This window comes from Sphingomonas sp. PP-CC-1A-547 (assembly GCF_003610375.1).
Lineage (GTDB): Bacteria > Pseudomonadota > Alphaproteobacteria > Sphingomonadales > Sphingomonadaceae > Sphingomonas.
Window position 1 is genome coordinate 205,725 of the sequence record NZ_RAPZ01000015.1, and the last position, 15,346, is coordinate 221,070.

15 protein-coding genes are annotated in these 15,346 nt (G+C 65.5%); 8 read left to right on the forward strand and 7 right to left on the reverse strand.

The features are described from left to right. Positions 1–43 precede the first annotated feature (43 nt). Positions 44–565 (reverse strand): DUF1993 family protein, encoded by a 522-nt coding sequence (locus C8J39_RS17300; RefSeq protein WP_120301562.1) that lies wholly within the window; start codon positions 563–565, stop codon positions 44–46. A 116-nt stretch (positions 566–681) separates the two neighbouring features. On the opposite strand from C8J39_RS17300, the gene ispG reads away from it, so the two are divergent. The 3 genes from ispG (at position 682) to C8J39_RS17315 (ending at position 3,501) form a co-directional block, all read left to right on the forward strand. Beyond that, on the forward strand, positions 682–1,821 hold the full coding sequence (ispG, locus tag C8J39_RS17305) for a flavodoxin-dependent (E)-4-hydroxy-3-methylbut-2-enyl-diphosphate synthase (protein ID WP_120301563.1): 1,140 nt from the start codon (positions 682–684) through the stop codon (positions 1,819–1,821). Between the two features lie 334 nt (positions 1,822–2,155). Continuing rightward, positions 2,156–3,028: a DMT family transporter gene (locus tag C8J39_RS17310; protein WP_243650219.1), complete on the forward strand. Its 873-nt coding sequence runs from the start codon at positions 2,156–2,158 to the stop codon at positions 3,026–3,028. Further along, positions 3,025–3,501, forward strand: coding sequence for a GNAT family N-acetyltransferase (locus C8J39_RS17315; protein ID WP_120301565.1), 477 nt, complete (start codon positions 3,025–3,027; stop codon positions 3,499–3,501). Before C8J39_RS17310 ends, C8J39_RS17315 begins: the two co-directional genes overlap by 4 nt. Before the next feature lie 161 nt (positions 3,502–3,662). Here the strand turns inward: C8J39_RS17315 and C8J39_RS17320 are convergent, their stop codons facing one another. From C8J39_RS17320 to C8J39_RS17335, 4 genes are all read right to left on the reverse strand, one after another. Continuing rightward, positions 3,663–4,325 (reverse strand): TIGR02466 family protein, encoded by a 663-nt coding sequence (locus tag C8J39_RS17320; RefSeq protein ID WP_120301566.1) that lies wholly within the window; start codon positions 4,323–4,325, stop codon positions 3,663–3,665. 4 nt (positions 4,326–4,329) lie between these two features. After that, on the reverse strand, positions 4,330–4,908 hold the full coding sequence (gene ppa / locus C8J39_RS17325; protein WP_056066165.1) for an inorganic diphosphatase: 579 nt from the start codon (positions 4,906–4,908) through the stop codon (positions 4,330–4,332). Between the two features lie 76 nt (positions 4,909–4,984). Beyond that, on the reverse strand, positions 4,985–6,898 hold the full coding sequence (locus C8J39_RS17330) for a M61 family metallopeptidase (protein WP_120301567.1): 1,914 nt from the start codon (positions 6,896–6,898) through the stop codon (positions 4,985–4,987). A gap of 82 nt (positions 6,899–6,980) precedes the next feature. Further along, positions 6,981–7,634, reverse strand: coding sequence for a DUF1345 domain-containing protein (locus tag C8J39_RS17335; RefSeq protein WP_120301568.1), 654 nt, complete (start codon positions 7,632–7,634; stop codon positions 6,981–6,983). 49 nt (positions 7,635–7,683) lie between these two features. Between C8J39_RS17335 and hisS the strand changes: the two genes are divergently transcribed. The 4 genes from hisS (at position 7,684) to C8J39_RS17355 (ending at position 12,511) form a co-directional block, all read left to right on the forward strand. Further along, complete coding sequence (gene hisS / locus C8J39_RS17340) at positions 7,684–9,021, forward strand: histidine--tRNA ligase (protein WP_120301569.1); 1,338 nt, start codon at positions 7,684–7,686, stop codon at positions 9,019–9,021. Further along, a complete protein-coding gene (gene prfA / locus C8J39_RS17345) occupies positions 9,018–10,091 on the forward strand; it encodes a peptide chain release factor 1 (RefSeq protein WP_056053173.1) in 1,074 nt (357 codons plus the stop codon). Before hisS ends, prfA begins: the two co-directional genes overlap by 4 nt. 81 nt (positions 10,092–10,172) lie before the next feature. Then, on the forward strand, positions 10,173–11,036 hold the full coding sequence (gene prmC, locus C8J39_RS17350; RefSeq protein WP_120301570.1) for a peptide chain release factor N(5)-glutamine methyltransferase: 864 nt from the start codon (positions 10,173–10,175) through the stop codon (positions 11,034–11,036). Positions 11,037–11,293: 257 nt separating this feature from the next. After that, positions 11,294–12,511 carry a DUF4167 domain-containing protein gene (locus tag C8J39_RS17355; RefSeq protein ID WP_120301571.1) on the forward strand — a complete coding sequence of 406 codons (1,218 nt, stop codon included), beginning with the start codon at positions 11,294–11,296 and terminating at the stop codon, positions 12,509–12,511. Between the two features lie 120 nt (positions 12,512–12,631). Here C8J39_RS17355 and C8J39_RS17360 read toward each other — a convergent pair whose 3' ends face one another. After that, a complete protein-coding gene (locus tag C8J39_RS17360; RefSeq protein WP_243650220.1) occupies positions 12,632–12,922 on the reverse strand; it encodes a hypothetical protein in 291 nt (96 codons plus the stop codon). 71 nt (positions 12,923–12,993) lie between these two features. Between C8J39_RS17360 and C8J39_RS17365 the strand changes: the two genes are divergently transcribed. Continuing rightward, the gene (locus tag C8J39_RS17365; RefSeq protein WP_120301572.1) at positions 12,994–13,419 is read left to right on the forward strand and encodes a CBS domain-containing protein; all 426 of its coding nucleotides are present in this window, start codon (positions 12,994–12,996) and stop codon (positions 13,417–13,419) included. Between the two features lie 15 nt (positions 13,420–13,434). Here C8J39_RS17365 and C8J39_RS17370 read toward each other — a convergent pair whose 3' ends face one another. After that, positions 13,435–14,934, reverse strand: a complete 1,500-nt coding sequence (locus C8J39_RS17370) for a lipopolysaccharide biosynthesis protein (RefSeq protein ID WP_120301599.1) — start codon at positions 14,932–14,934, stop codon at positions 13,435–13,437. Between the last annotated feature and the right edge of the window lie 412 nt (positions 14,935–15,346).

Genomic DNA, 15,346 nt, shown 5'->3' on the forward strand with positions numbered 1-15,346 from the left:
GGTGCCGCAAGCGCGGGACGGCCCGGCCGTTCCCCGCGCCGGTTCACGCTTTCATGCGCGGCGTGCCCATGAAGTCGCGCTTGCCGATCGGTACGCCCTGCGCGCGCAGGATCGCGTAGGCGGTGCTGGCGTGGAAATAGAAGTTCGGCTGCGAGAACGACAGCAGGAAGTTCGCGCCGGTGAACGGCATGACGAACGTGCCGAACTCGAAGGTCGTGTCGTTATCGGCGAGCGCATCGAAACTGTTCCGGTCGATCGCTTCCAAGGTGGCGATCGCGGCGCGCATCACGGTGTGGAGACCGGCGAAGTCGGTCGGCCAGGCCGACCGGTCGGGCGCGAAGGTGCCGGCGCGGACGCCTTCGATCCCGCCGACCGAGTGACTGGCGCAGGCCTTCACTTGGTAGCCGAACGGCAGCATGTCGTCCGCGAGCTTCGCGTCGATCAGAGCCGCAGGTTCGATCCCCCGTTCGGCCGCGAACGCCTCGGCCTTGTCGAGCAGTGCGTCGACCGCGCGGAGAATCTGGAGGTTCGAGGGAATCGTCGCATCGTACAGGGACAGGGTCATCGCGTTCTCTCCTAAGGCCGTGCGCCGCTATGGCCGACGTTCGCGACTCCGGCCAGCGATGTTCCGTTCCGCGGCGCAAGTCGCTATATACGCCCTCGAACTCCCGAGGAATCTCCATGTCCCTTCGTCCCTGGCGCGATATCACCCGCCGCAAGAGCCGCCAGATCATGGTCGGCAACGTCCCCGTCGGTGGCGACGCGCCGGTCACCGTGCAGACGATGACCAACACGCCGACCGACGACGTGCGCGCGACGGTCGACCAGATCCGGCGCTGCGAAGACGCGGGCGTCGACATCATCCGCGTGAGCTGCCCCGACGTCGAATCGACCGCCGCGCTGAAGCAGATCGTCCGCGCGAGCCGCGTGCCGATCGTCGCGGACATCCATTTCCACTACAAGCGCGCGCTCGAAGCCGCCGATGCGGGCGCGGCGTGCCTGCGGATCAACCCGGGCAACATCGGCTCGGCATCGCGCGTGAAGGAGGTCGTCGATGCGGCCAAGTCGAACGGCTGCGCGATCCGGATCGGCGTCAATGGCGGCTCGCTCGAGCGGCATCTGCTCGAGAAATACGGCGAGCCTTGCCCCGATGCGCTGGTCGAGTCGGCGATGGATCACATCAAGCTGTTGCAGGACCACGACTTTCACGCGTTCAAGGTCGCGGTGAAGGCGTCCGACCTGTTCCTCGCGGTGGCGGCGTACCAGCAGCTCGCCGAACAGGTCGATTGCCCGCTGCATCTCGGCATCACCGAGGCGGGCGGGTTCGTCGGCGGCACGGTCAAGTCGGCGATCGGGATGGGCAGCCTGCTCTGGTACGGGATCGGTGACACGATCCGCGTCTCGCTTTCGGCCGAACCGGAGGAGGAAGTCCGCGTCGGCTTCGAGATCCTGAAAGCGCTCGGCATCCGCAACCGCGGCGTCCGCGTCGTGTCGTGCCCGTCGTGCGCCCGGCAAGGGTTCGACGTGATCCGTACGGTGCAGGCGCTGGAGGAACGGTTGCAGCATATCCGCACGCCGATGTCTTTGTCTGTGCTCGGCTGCGTCGTGAACGGGCCGGGCGAAGCGCGCGAGACCGACATCGGCATCACCGGCGGCGGCAACGGTAAGCACATGGTGTATCTGTCGGGCGTTACCGACCACCACGTCCAGGACGCCGACATGGTCGACCACATCGTCCGGCTGGTCGAGGCGAAGGCCGCCGAGATCGACGCGGCGGATGCGGCTATCGCGGCCTTGGTACCGGAGATGGCGGCGGAATAGGTCTCAGCGGTCAGCTGCTTACGCACTCCTTTCACTAACACTGACTTCTGTGAGGATGATGGCGTGACGCGCGCATCCTCCTGCCGTTCTCCCGCGAAAGCGGGAGTCCAGGGTTACCGGCGATAGCGTTCGTAGTCCTGGACCCCCGCGTTCGCGGGGGAACAGCACCTTGGACACCGCTTTATCAAACCCTCGACGTCCGCAACGGCAATTCCAGTACCGGCGATGGCGTCACGATAGGATGCGGGTTAAGCGGACCGCATGAGGATGATCCGAACATTGACCGTTCACGATGCGGTCTAGTCCGGTGACGAACCGCGTCGTTTCCCCAGCATTGGCCTTCGCAATCGCCGCGCTGGGCATCGGACTGTTCTCCATGATGGATGCGGTGATGAAGTCGCTCGTCCTGGCGATCGGCGTCTATAACGCATTGCTTTGGCGGCAGATGATCAGTGTCGGGCTTGGCGCGGTCGCGTGGAAGCTTGGAAAGAGCGGCCGGCCGAGTGGGCGCGCGTTGAAGCTGCATCTGGCGCGCGGGTTGGTGACGACGGCGATGGCGGTGCTGTTCTTCTGGGGGCTCGCGCGCGTGCCAATGGCGCAGGCGATTTCGCTGACCTACATCGCGCCAATTCTCGCGCTGCTGCTCGCGGCGGTTACGCTGGGCGAGCGCGTCGGGTGGAAGACGTTCGTCGCCTCGATCGCCGCGCTGGGTGGCGTGCTGGTGGTGATGATCGGGCAGGGACGCGAGGTGCCGGGCCCCGAGACCTTCCATGGTACGCTGGCGATCCTCGGCTCGGCAGTGCTGTATGCGGTCAACCTCGTGATCGCACGGCTGCAGAGCCAGGCGGCACGGCCTGGGGAGATCGCGTTCTTCCAGGCGCTCGTCATTACCGCAACGCTAGCGCTCGCCGCGCCTTGGCTGGTAGTGGTGCCCGAAGCGGCGCAATGGCCCAAGCTCATACTTGCCGCCGGGCTCGCGACCGCGTCGCTGTGGCTGCTCGGCTGGGCCTACGCGCACGGCGATACCGGGTTCCTCGCGACTACCGAATATACGTCGTTCGTCTATGCCGCCGGCTTGGGTTTCCTGGTGTTCGGCGAGCGGGTATCGGCGTTTACGCTGGCGGGCGCGGCGATCATCGTCGTCGCGTGCCTGTATGCGGCGCGGCGGCGTGATATCGCGCAAACTTCTATCGAGGCTAGTGCATGACCATCATCCGTTCCGCTACCGCTGCCGATGTCGGCACGATCCTGCGCTTCGTCCGCGAACTTGCCGCGTTCGAGCGCGAACCGGATGCGGTCGAGGCGACCGAGCCGATGCTGGCGGAGGCGCTGTTCGGGGAGCGACCCGCCGCGGAGGCATTGATCGCGGAGACTGAGGAAGGCCCGCTCGGGTTTGCACTGTTCTTCCACAATTTCTCGACCTGGACCGGCAAGCGCGGCCTGTATCTGGAGGATCTCTACGTGACGCCGGAAGCGCGCGGGCAGGGGGTCGGTGGGGCGTTGCTGGCGCATCTGGCGGGCATGGCGCTCGATCGCGGCTGCGCGCGGTTCGAATGGTCGGTGCTCGACTGGAATGCCGATGCGATCGCGTTTTATCGGAAGGTCGGCGCGGTCGGGATGGAGGACTGGACGATCCAGCGGATGTCGGGGGATGCGCTGGTCAGGTTGGCGGGACGGTAGGTCGGAGCGCTGTCTGGCCCCCCTCCCTGAAAGGGAGGGGCTGGGGGTGGGTTGGCCGGTTTTGGCCGCTCACTCACCACGGTCGAGAATGCGGAAGCGAACCCACCCCCGACCCCTCCCTTCCAGGGAGGGGCGAAGACTAGGCGTCGCCAACGGGGGTCCTAGCCCTTCACGTCGATGTTCATCGCGATCGAGATGCGGTCGCCTGTTCCCAAGTGCGGGCGGACGCCGTGGCGGAGCCAGGCGGGGAACAGGATCAGGTCGCCCGCCTCGGTCGGCAGGCGGCGCTCGACCGGTTGCGGCTGGCCGTCGATCCCGACGAGGCGAAACCCAGGCAGCCGCATGAACGGCACCGGAAAGCGCGGGTCCTCGAAGAACAGTTCGCCGCCTGCCTCACCGGACGCCGGTGCTACGCCCATGTCGACGTAATAGACTGCGGCCCACAGCACCCCGGGATGCGCGTGGCTCATGTTGAGCGCGCCGGGCGGCGACACGTTCGCCCACATCTTGACGGTCCACTCGACCGTCGCCGCATCGCACCCATCGAAATGCGAGGCGCGCTTCGCCATCTTCACCGCGGTATCGGCGAGCGCGACCGCCGCCGGGCCGCCCCAGTCGAGCATGTCGGTAGCGGAATGCCAGCCCCCGACATTCGATCGAGCCAAGCTCGGCGAGGCGGCGTAGCGATCAAGGATCGCGGTGCGCAATGCCGCGGTCAGGGCGGCGGCATCGGCCAGCCGTCCATGCAGGATCGGCGTCTCGTACAGTCCGATCTGCGCCGCGCGGACGCGGATGCCGTCGAACGGACGAGACGCCGTGGTCATGCTATCAGCGTCCTGCGGTGTCGTCCGCGTTCATCGGCTCTTCGCCCTTGGCCTTCTCGGCGTTGTAGCGCTCGATCGCCTCGATCGTGACGCGCTTGGCTTCTTCGGCGTCGCCCCACTTGCCAACGCGGACCCACTTCGTCTTCTCGAGGTCCTTGTAGTGGGTGAAGAAGTGCTCGATCTGCTCGAACACGATCTCGGGCATGTCGCCGCGCTCGCCGATATTGGCGTAATACGGGAACACCGCGTCGACCGGCACGCAGACGAGCTTCTCGTCGCCGCCGGCTTCGTCTTCCAAATTCAGCACCGCGATCGGCCGCGCGCGAACGACGCAGCCCGGAATGAACGGCGAGCGCGCGATCACCAGTGCGTCGAGCGGATCGCCATCGGGGCTCAGCGTGTGCGGCACGAAGCCGTAGTTCGCGGGATAACGCATCGGCGTGTGCAGGATGCGATCGACGAACAACGCGCCCGATGCCTTGTCGAACTCGTACTTCACGGGCTCGCCGCCGGTCGGCACTTCGATGATGACGTTCAGATCCTCGGGCGGGTTCTTGCCGGTCGGGATGAGGTCGATACGCATGGCGGTCCTTTCGATATGACGATGCCGGCGCTCCTCGTCTGGGGAGCGGCCGGCACCACGTTAGTTTAGTCTCTGGTCAGCGCGGCGTCAGCAGCTTGTCCAGTCCGCCGTCACCTGTACCCACCTTCTGTAGCCGCGGATAGCGCGGGCCGTCATGGTAATCGAGCAAGATGTCGCGGAATCGGTCGTTGTTTTTCACAGTAAGACGGATCGGCACCTTTGTGCCCTTCGCGGCCAGGATCGCCACCTTGATCCGGTCCGACGAATAGGCCTCGCTGTTCACCGCCTCGATTTCCGTGCCCACATCGAGGCCCGCCTTGAACGCCGGGCTGTCCCAGATCGACGAGGTGACCACGCCCTCCTTGTTGATCACCATGCCGAGCGAATAGCTGACATCGGTGCCGCGGCTCTTCTCCGCCTGCTTCAGATACGGGCTCTGCTCGGGGCCGTAGACCAGCTTGTAGCCGTTCATCGCGAAGCCGTTGATCGGGGCTGGCTTGCCAGTCTCGGTCAGGCGGGTGTTGAGGAACGTCGCCCAGTCATAGGGGACGATGCCGTTGAGCGTCTTCGCGACGTCGGCGAAGGTGTAGGTGAGCTCACCGTAATCGCCATCACGGACGCCGAAGAAGGCTCGCGCGAAATCGTCGATCGACTTGGTGCCGTTCGACTTCTGGCGGAGCATCGCGTCGACCTCCATCCAGACCATCAAGCCCTCATTGTAGTAATCCTCCGAGCGCTGCCAGCTGGTCCAGCCCTTCGGTTTCCGCGCGGAGATCACGGGATCGTTCGTGGTGTCGATCAGCGGGCGCCACTGGCGGCCCGGCGCGGTATCGTAATTGCCGAGGATCGAGGCGTAACCGTCGAGCGTGTCCTGCTTGCTGACCAGACCCGAGCGCGCCTGGAGCACATAGCCCCAGAACTGCGTCTGGCCCTCATACACCCAGAGCAGCGAATCGCGCATCGGCGTGCGGAAATCGGGCGTCCACAGATCGGCGCCGCGGCGGAACTTGCCGTCCCAGCTATGCGTGTATTCGTGCGGCAACAGGTTCCGCGCGGCGGCGCCGGTTTCCCATTCGGTGAAATAGCCGGGACGGACGCCGTTCTCGGAGCTGCGATGATGCTCCAGCCCGATCCCGCCGAGCTGATCGGTGATCGACAGCAGGAACTCGTAATGATCGTAATGCTGCGCGCCGAAGGTCTTCACCGCCTGGTCGACGAGCCGTTTGTGTGCATCGATCTGCTCGGGCTTGGCAGCGAGCTGGTCGGGGCTGTCGGCGAACACGTTCAGGTCGACGCGCGGGGAGAGCGGCCAGACCTTGCCGTACTTGCCCGCGAGCGTCGGCGAATCGACCAGGATCTCGTAGTTGGTCGTGTCGTAGCTGTAGGTCGAGCCCGAGACCTTGGCCGGCACCGCACCCGCCGCGGTCCAGCCGGTCGGGTAGGTGACGGTCATCTTGATCGGGATTTGGCGCGTGAAATAGCCGGCGGGGTACAGGCTGACGAGGTTCGGCTGGAGGCTGATCATCGTCGGCGTCATGACGATACGGCCCTGGTCGCCCTTGGTCGCGGAGATGAACTGGAACTCGGCCACCACCGACTTCGCGCCGGTCGGCACGTCAATGTGGAACGCGAAGACATCGACCGGATCGCGCGTCCAGGGGACGATCTTGCCGTTGGCGCGGATCACGAGGCCCGCGAGCTTCTCGATCTCGCCGCGCGGGGAATGCGCGCCGGGCAGCCACTTGGGGTAGAGCAATGCCATCGGGCCGGACTTGGCGACCGGGATGGTCTGCTTCACGCGAAAGATGCCGCGCTCGGTATCGGTCGCATCGACGTCGAGGAGGAGCGTGCCCGGATACGGCGTGTCGACCGCGTCGGGGATCGTGTCGACGAACGGCACCGGCTGTGGTGCGGTGTTGCCGGCGGGGACCTGCGCAAACGCAGGGGCGGCGGATGCGAGCAGGGACGCGACGAGAAGCTTGCGGATCAAGGAATGGCCTTCCGGCTGAGAGACGATGACCCGAGGTGTAATCGCGATAAAGGGCAGCCGTCCAGTCCTTTACCCGGTATTCTCAGCCAGCACTTCCGAGCACGTTGATCGTGAACGCCAGCACGCCGATGTTGAACACGAAAGCCGCCATGCACTGGCCAAGCGCGGCTTTCCGCACCCGCCGCGAGGTGATCTGCACGTCCGACGTCTGGAACGTCATCCCCAGCGTGAACGCGAAATAGGCAAAGTCCCAGTAATCGGGCTCGTCGCAGCTCGGAAAGTCGAGGCCCTTGGCATCCTTCCCGTCGGGATCATCGACATAGAACAGATGCGCATAATGCAGCGTGTAGATCATGTTCGAGAACAGCCACGCGAGCGCCAGCGTCGTGATCGTCAGCGCGATGCCGATCGCGTCGTTCTTGCCCTGCAATTCCTTCGCCACCGCGACCAGGATGACCAGCATGATCGTGCCGCTGAACCCCAGCAGCACCGCGCGGTTGGCGTCGTTCTCTTCCGCCGCGCGGCGCATCCGGGCAGCGGTGGCGTTGCGGAACAAGGTCGACACCGCGATCAGGAACACGACCGCGGCGACGTCGAACGCGGCCATCGTGCCCCGTCCGAGCCCGAACCGCGGGATCAGCGTGGCCAGCCCGATCGCGAAGACCAGCACGAACAGGATGAAGCGCGGCGGGGCAACGCGTTGGCCGAGGCCCCAATATCTGGGTTTGTCGTTCATGCCACAGCGCTAGCGCTTCGCAGGCACGTCGCCTAGATACGCGCGCATCATGGCTAAGACAGAAACCCCGCGCCGCATCCGTGGCACCCAGGACATTTTCGGCGACGAGCAGCGCCGGTTCGCGCACGTCCTTGCCACGTTCGAACGGGTGCGGGCGCTGTATTGCTTCCAGCGCGTCGATATCCCGGTGTTCGAGTCGACGGCGGTGTTCGCGCGCTCGCTCGGCGAGACGACCGACGTCGTGTCGAAGGAGATGTACACGTTCGAGGATCGCGGCGGGGACTCGCTGACGCTCCGCCCCGAGTTCACCGCCGGCATTGCGCGCGCCTATCTAACCGAAGGCTGGCAGCAGTTCGCGCCGCTCAAGCTCACCACCAGCGGGCCCGTGTTCCGCTACGAGCGCCCGCAAAAGGGCCGCTTCCGGCAGTTCCACCAGATCGACGCCGAGGTCATCGGGGCGGCTGAACCAGCGGCGGACGTCGAGCTGCTCGTGCTCGCGGATCAGCTGCTGCGCGAACTCGGGATTTCCGAGGGCGTGACGTTGCAGCTCAACACGCTGGGCGACGCCGCGACGCGCGATGCGTGGCGCGAGGCGCTGGTCGCGCATTTCGAGGCGCATCGCGGTGAACTGTCGGAGGACAGCCTGACGCGGCTTGAGAAGAACCCGATGCGGATCCTCGACTCGAAGGACCCGCGCGACCGCCCGATCGCCGATAGCGCGCCCGATATCGACGCGTATCTGACGCCGGAGGCGCGCGCGTTCTTCGAGGAAGTGAAAGCAGGCCTAACTGCTGCGGATGTGAAGTTCGAGCGTAATGCACGGTTAGTGCGGGGGCTCGATTATTATCGACATACAGCGTTTGAGTTTGTGACCGATCGTCTTGGTTCGCAAGGAACGGTGTTGGCCGGCGGCCGCTACGACGGACTGATCGGTTCACTTGGTGGGCCTGAGACGGCTGGCGTTGGCTGGGCCGCCGGGGTCGAACGGTTGGCTATGCTATTAAACGATTTGGGTAAGCCAATCCGATCAGCCGCAATCATTGTTGAAACCGAGGATCCTAGGGCACTTAAATTTGCTCGTCAGATGCAAAGGCGACTGCGGGGTCAAGAGATGCCCGTTATGTTATTTGCGGACGGTCCCATTCGTAAGCGTTATGACAAGGCTGCAAGAACGTCGGTCGACTATCTTTTGGCTTTTGGCGGCGGGTGGGACGACGGGTTAACTTTGAAAGTTAAGCGGCGGATTCAAGACCGATACAATACCCGTGGCCGGCTTTATGGAGCACTTAAAACCATGATGCGGAGCCAGTTTGGTGTGGCGTCCGAAGAATGGAGGACCGTCACCACGAATGGCGGGCAGATAACGTTGAGCGTGCCTGGCGAATGACCCAGATCTCCCCCGACCGCATCCGCGCGATCGAGGCGCGGCGTGACGAACTGCAAGCGCTGATGTCGACCGGCGATCTCCCCTCTGACCGCTTCGTCGCGGTATCGAAGGAATATGCCGAGCTCGAACCCGTCGCCCAAGCCGCCACAGAGGTGCGCCGGCTGCGGCAGGAGGCCGAAAGCCTCGCGTTCATGGCCGAGGATGCCGACGACGAATTGCGCGCGATGGCGTCGGACGAGCTGCACGAGAACCGCACGCTGCTCGAAACCGCCGACCGCAAGCTCGCGCTCGCGCTGTTGCCGCGCGATTCCGCCGACGAGCGCTCGGCGATGCTCGAGGTCCGCGCCGGCACCGGTGGCGACGAGGCGGCACTGTTCGCGGGCGACCTGTTCCGCATGTACCAGCGCTATGCCGAATCGCAGGGCTGGCGGGTCGAGATGATCTCCGGATCGTCGTCCGACGCGGGCGGCTTCAAGGAAGTCGTCGCCAGCGTCACCGGGCAGGGCGTGTTCGCCAAGCTCAAGTTCGAGAGCGGCGTGCACCGCGTCCAGCGCGTGCCCACCACCGAGGCCGGCGGCCGGATCCACACCTCGGCGGCGACCGTCGCGGTGCTGCCCGAGGCGGAGGAGGTCGACGTCAAGATCGACGACAAGGATCTGCGCATCGACGTCTATCGCTCGTCGGGGCCGGGCGGGCAGTCGGTCAACACGACCGACTCCGCGGTGCGGATCGTGCACATCCCGACCGGGCTGACGGTGATCCAGCAGGACGAGAAGTCGCAGCACAAGAACAAGGCCAAGGCTTTGCGCGTGCTCAGGACGCGGCTGTACGAGGCGGAGCGCGACCGACTGCATGCCGAGCGGGCAGGCGCGCGGAAGTCGATGGTCGGCTCGGGTGACCGGTCTGAACGCATCCGCACGTATAATTTCCCGCAAGGCCGCGTGACCGATCACCGCATCAACCTGACGCTCCACCGCCTGCCCGAGATCGTCGCGGGCGAGATGGACGAACTGATCGGCGCACTGGTCGCACAGGACGAAGCGGACCGCCTGGCGCAGCTTGATGGCTGAGCTTTCCCCAGCCGCAACGGCATTCCCCTCCCGCTTGCGGGAGGGGTTAGGGGAGGGGCTTCTTGCTAAGGGCATCGCTCGGTGACAGCCCCTCCCCCGACCCCTCCCGCAAGCGGCAGGGGAGCAGTAAGTGCAGCACTCGCCACCGCCGCCGCGCAGTTCGGCTTCTCCGCCACTCCACGCCTCGACGCGGAACTCCTGATGGCGCACGCGCTCGGCGTCGAGCGCAACGCGATCCTCCTCGACCCGGATCGCTACACCGTCCCAGACACGTTCCCCGCGCTCGTCGAACGCCGGCTCAATCACGAGCCGATTGCCTACATCACCGGCACCCGCGGCTTCTGGTCGATCGACCTCGCCGTAGGCCCCGGCGCGCTCGTCCCCCGCGCCGACAGCGAAACGCTCCTGATCGCCGCCCAAGCGCACTTCGCCGGCGGCGCCCCCGCAACAATACTCGACCTCGGCACCGGCCCCGGCACATTGCTCCTCGCCGCGCTCGACGAATGGCCCGCAGTAGGCCTCGGCGTAGACTATTCCCCGCAAGCGCTCGCCTACGCCCGCGCCAACGCCGCAACCCTCGGCATGGCCGACCGAGCCCACTTCATCCGCGGCAGCTGGGCCAGCGCGATCGTCGGCCAGTTCGACCTGATCCTCGCCAACCCGCCCTACATCGCCACCGACGAGCAACTCCCGCCCGAAGTCCATGACCACGAACCCCACGCGGCACTGTTCGCCGGCAGCGACGGGCTGGACGACTACCGCATCCTCGCCGAACAACTTCCCGCCCTGATCGCCCCCGGTGGCGCGGCGGTGATCGAGATCGGTTCGACGCAGGCTCCCCCCGTCACGGCGCTGCTCGAGGCGCAGGGTCTGCACGTCGCGCTCCACCACGATTATGGCGGCAACGCGCGCGCGCTAGCGGCGACCCACGGCCCCGCGACTTGAACAATATGGCGCTAAACCTCACATTTCGCTTGTAGTAGGTCCCTTGCGGACGCTATCACGCGGGCAGGGGCACGCAATCTCGACATCATGGTCGGTTTTGAGCGTTGACCCGCATCCTTCGCTTTGAGGTTGCTGCAGTCCGGCGGCCCTGGCAAGTTCGACGTACCGATCTCGTGTAGATCGTCGGTGCGCGACGGGGGTTTGCACCGCATTTCGGAGCACGACCAGATTTTGGTTCGACGACTGAGGACACAAGCTTGATCAACAACCGGCAAGCCGGCCGCCGTCGCGGTCGTGGCAACAATAATAATGGCGGCGGCGGTAGTGGTGGCGGTCAACGCCAGGGTGGCGGCGGTGGCGGCCAGGGTGGTCGCGATACCGGCAACCGCATCGACAGCCGCGCGCGCGGCAACGCGAGCCAGCTGTACGAGAAGTACAAGAACCTCGCGCGCGACGCGCAGCAGCAGGGCGACCGCGTCAACATCGAATATTACCTCCAGTTCGCAGATCATTATTTCCGCGTCCTGAGCGAAACCCGCGCCCGCTTCGAAGAGAGCCAGCCGCAGGCACAGCAGCAGCCACGCCGCCAGCAGCCGTTCGATCTCGACGGCGACGACGATTACGGCGACGAGGGCGAACCGATCCGCTCCGGTGAGCAGCAGGGTACGCCTGAGCAGGCTCGTGGCGAGCAGAATGGCGGCCAGCAGAATGGCCAGTACCAGAACGCGCCCCGTCAGAATCGTGAGGGCCAGGCTCGCGATAACCAGAACCGCGAGGACCGCCCTCAGCGTGACGATCGTCCGCAGCGCGAAGAGCGCCCGCGGTACGAGAACAACCGCTACGAGGGTCAGCGTAATGAGGGGCAGCGTAACGACGGCCCCCGTAACGAAGGCCAGCGCGAAGATCGCGTCCGTGGCGACAACCCGCGCAACCAGCGCAACGCCCAGCCGCGTGATGCTCAGCCCCGCGACGACCGCAACGGCGAAGAGCAGGATCAGGCCCGTGAGGCCCAGTCGCGCGAGACCCAGTCGCGCGACGAGCAGGTCCGCGAGCCCCGCAGCGATTACCGCGATGCGCCGCAGCGCGAGACGATCCGCCGCACGCCCCGCGTGAGCGCACCGGTCGCCAACGCCAACCAGGACTCCGAAGCCGATGCGGTCCGCTCGGTAACCGAAGCCCCCGAGCAGGCGGCTCAGCCGGTCGAGACCGTCGCGCCCGTCGCAGCGACCGAGGAGCAGCCCCGCCGTCGCGGTCGCCCGCGCCGCGATCGCAGCCTCGACGCACCTGTCGTGCAGGACGACGCAGCACCGACCGCATTCGACGCGGATCGCCTGCCGCCATCGCTCGGCATCTCGGCAATAACGCCGGCACCAGCGCCAGCACCGGCGACGGACGCCCCCGCCGCAGATGTTGCGCCCGAAGAAAAGCCCCGCCGTCGCCGCGTTCGTGCGGTACCGGACGAGGTCGCAGGCTGAAGCCGCCATCCCGGACTTCTCCGGGATCACGCCAAGACCTGAAAAGGCCGGTGCCGCTTCACGCGACACCGGCCTTTTTCATGCCCCCTTATATCTCCCGACTATATCAGCGCCGCCCGCTCAATCGAGCCGCGTCACATCTTCATCATGCCCGCTTCCCGAACTGAGGAATGCGAGCCCCATCAACAGTCCGGCCATCATCACCGATCCGCCGACCCCGCCCATCACCGCGAGCATCGTCACCAGATGCAGCGGCCCTTGCAGATGCGCCATCGCCACGATGATCGCCGCGACGCATATTGCGGCTGCCAGCACCATCCACGCCATGATCTTGCGAAACCGTGCCCATGCGAACGCAGCGTAATGCGGGTCGTCCAACCCGGCCGGCGGTTCAGGCAGTCGATCGGTCATCGCTTCACATTGCCGCGCAAACATGGTTTCCTCAAGCCAAGCGCAACAGACGCAGTTGAGGAGAGGCGAAGATGACGATCGCGGCGATCCTGAAGGACAAGGGCGACATACAGTCGCTGACCCCCGATTCTACCGTGGCCCAGGCGGTGACCCTGCTCGCTGAGAAGCGGATCGGTGCGGCGCCGGTGCTGGATGGCGGCAAGGTCGTCGGCATTTTCTCCGAACGCGACGTCATCCACTGCCTGCAATCGGATGGCGCAGCGGCGCTCGAACGGCGGATCGGCGACGTGATGACCACCGCGGTGAAGTCGATCGGGCCCGGCGAGTCGGCGATCGGCGCGCTGTCGCTGATGACCCAGCGTCGCATCCGCCACCTGCCGGTGATCGACGGCGAAACGCTGGTCGGGTTCGTCTCGATCGGCGATCTCGTCAAATACCGGATCGACAGGATCGAGGCCGATGCCGCGGCGATGCGCGAGTATATCCAGTCCGCCTAGGCTGATGGGGCTGGGTTAGGCGGCGACCGGCTGCTTCCGCGCGACCGCGATCAGTTCGCGCACAGTCGCCCGCGCAAAGACCAGCATCCACGCAGCATAGACCGCGGCGCCGATCGCCACGAGCACAACCAGCCGCCAATGCGCGTCGAGCGGTGGCAACGCTCGATCCACCAGCCCGACGATCAGCGCCATCGCGATCGCCGCCAGTGCCGGCGATGCGACCGCGCGCGCCACGTCCCGCGCCCGAACGCCGATCACCGGCAGTGTCCGCCAGGCGCTGATCGCCAGATAGAGCGGATAGGCCGTGATCCATGCGACACCCATGCCGGTCGGGCCCCATTGCACGCCGACCAGGAATGCTGTGGTCAAAATCAGCGCACCGACAGCGCCGTTCTGGACGCCGATCCCCGGACGGCCGCGCGCATCGGACGCGGGCGTGAACAGCACCTGCAACGTCATGAACGGCATCGCCAGCGCGAGCAGGTGGACGATCGGCGCCGTCTCGCGCCATTTGTCGCCGAGCACGGTCAGCACCAGCGGCTCGGCGGTCGCGGCCAGCCCCATGTAGAACGGCATCGCGACGATCATCACCATCCGAACGCCTTTCACGAACGCGCGTCCGATCGCATCGGGATCGGCCTGCATCCGCGCATAGGCGGAGAAGGCGACCTCGTTGAGCGGCGGCACGAACTTCGAGACGAAGATCTGCGTCAGGAACAGGCTCGTCGTGTAGATCCCGAGCGTATGCGCGGAGAAGCTGCGCCCGGCGATGAACACGTCGGTCTCGCTCTGCAGGAACCAGAACAGCTGCCCCGCCGCCATCACGCCGCCATAGCGCGCGATCGTGCCCGCGCCGCGAAAGTCGAAACTTGGCCACACCAGCGACCGCGCGCTCCACGTCATCATCGCCCCGCGCACGCTGAACAGCACGATCGGCGCGATTACGAGCGTCCAGACGCCAAGGCCATATAATGCGCCGCCCAAAGCAACGCTGGCTGAGGCGATCGACGCAGTGATGTTCGCCTTCGCCTGGTGGCGAAAGTCCATCGACCTGGAGAGCAGCGCGTACGGCAACGCGATGAAGGGCGTCGTCAGGTATAGCAACGCCTGTACCCGGAGCATCTCGCCGACGATCGGCTGCCGGTAATAGGCCGACGCAAGCGGCGCCAACGATACCTGTATGATCGCCAGCGTGACATTGAGCAGGATCAGCATGCCGAACAGCTGGCGAACTTCGCGCTCTGTAATAGTCTTCTGCTGGATCAATCCGCTGGCGAGGCCATAGCCATTGAGCATCCCCATGAAGGTCAGGATGACCTGGCACATCGCGAACAGGCCGTAATCCGATGGCGCCAGGATACGGATGACGAGGAACGTGGCGCTCCATTGCACGAGCTGCGCAACGATCTGGCTCCCCGACCGCCAGATCAACGCACTGCGCACCTGTCCGGCGAGCGAACTCGGTTCGCCGGGAACAGGGGTGGCTGCAACAGGTGCGGGGCTCACGGTGTCCATCGTATCGGGCATGTAGCGGTAATGGCCTTCACAATCGCTTAAGGCGATGACGTAGAGACGATCGAGCCAAGGCGTCGGACGTGACGTGCAGCGGCAAAGGCGCTGGACGCGATCGTCAAACGTGTTGTGATCAGCGGCTTGGAAGGGGTGTGGGGCGTCCTAAACGCGCCAATCCGAGAAAATTGCCACAAATGTGAAAGATTGTGTTTGACGCGAATCGGAACCCCGCCTAGAGGGGTGTCACCGCAGCGAACGGCCTTACGGTCTGGTTGCAGCGGTCGCAAAAAACCAGATGCTGCAAGCTTCTTCTACGGGAGGGGTTATGCGAGTGTCGGTATTTTTGTCGGCTCTTTGACATTGTAGGTAAAGATGAAGGGACATGTGGGCGGCGGCTTGCGGTTTCCGGGGTCCT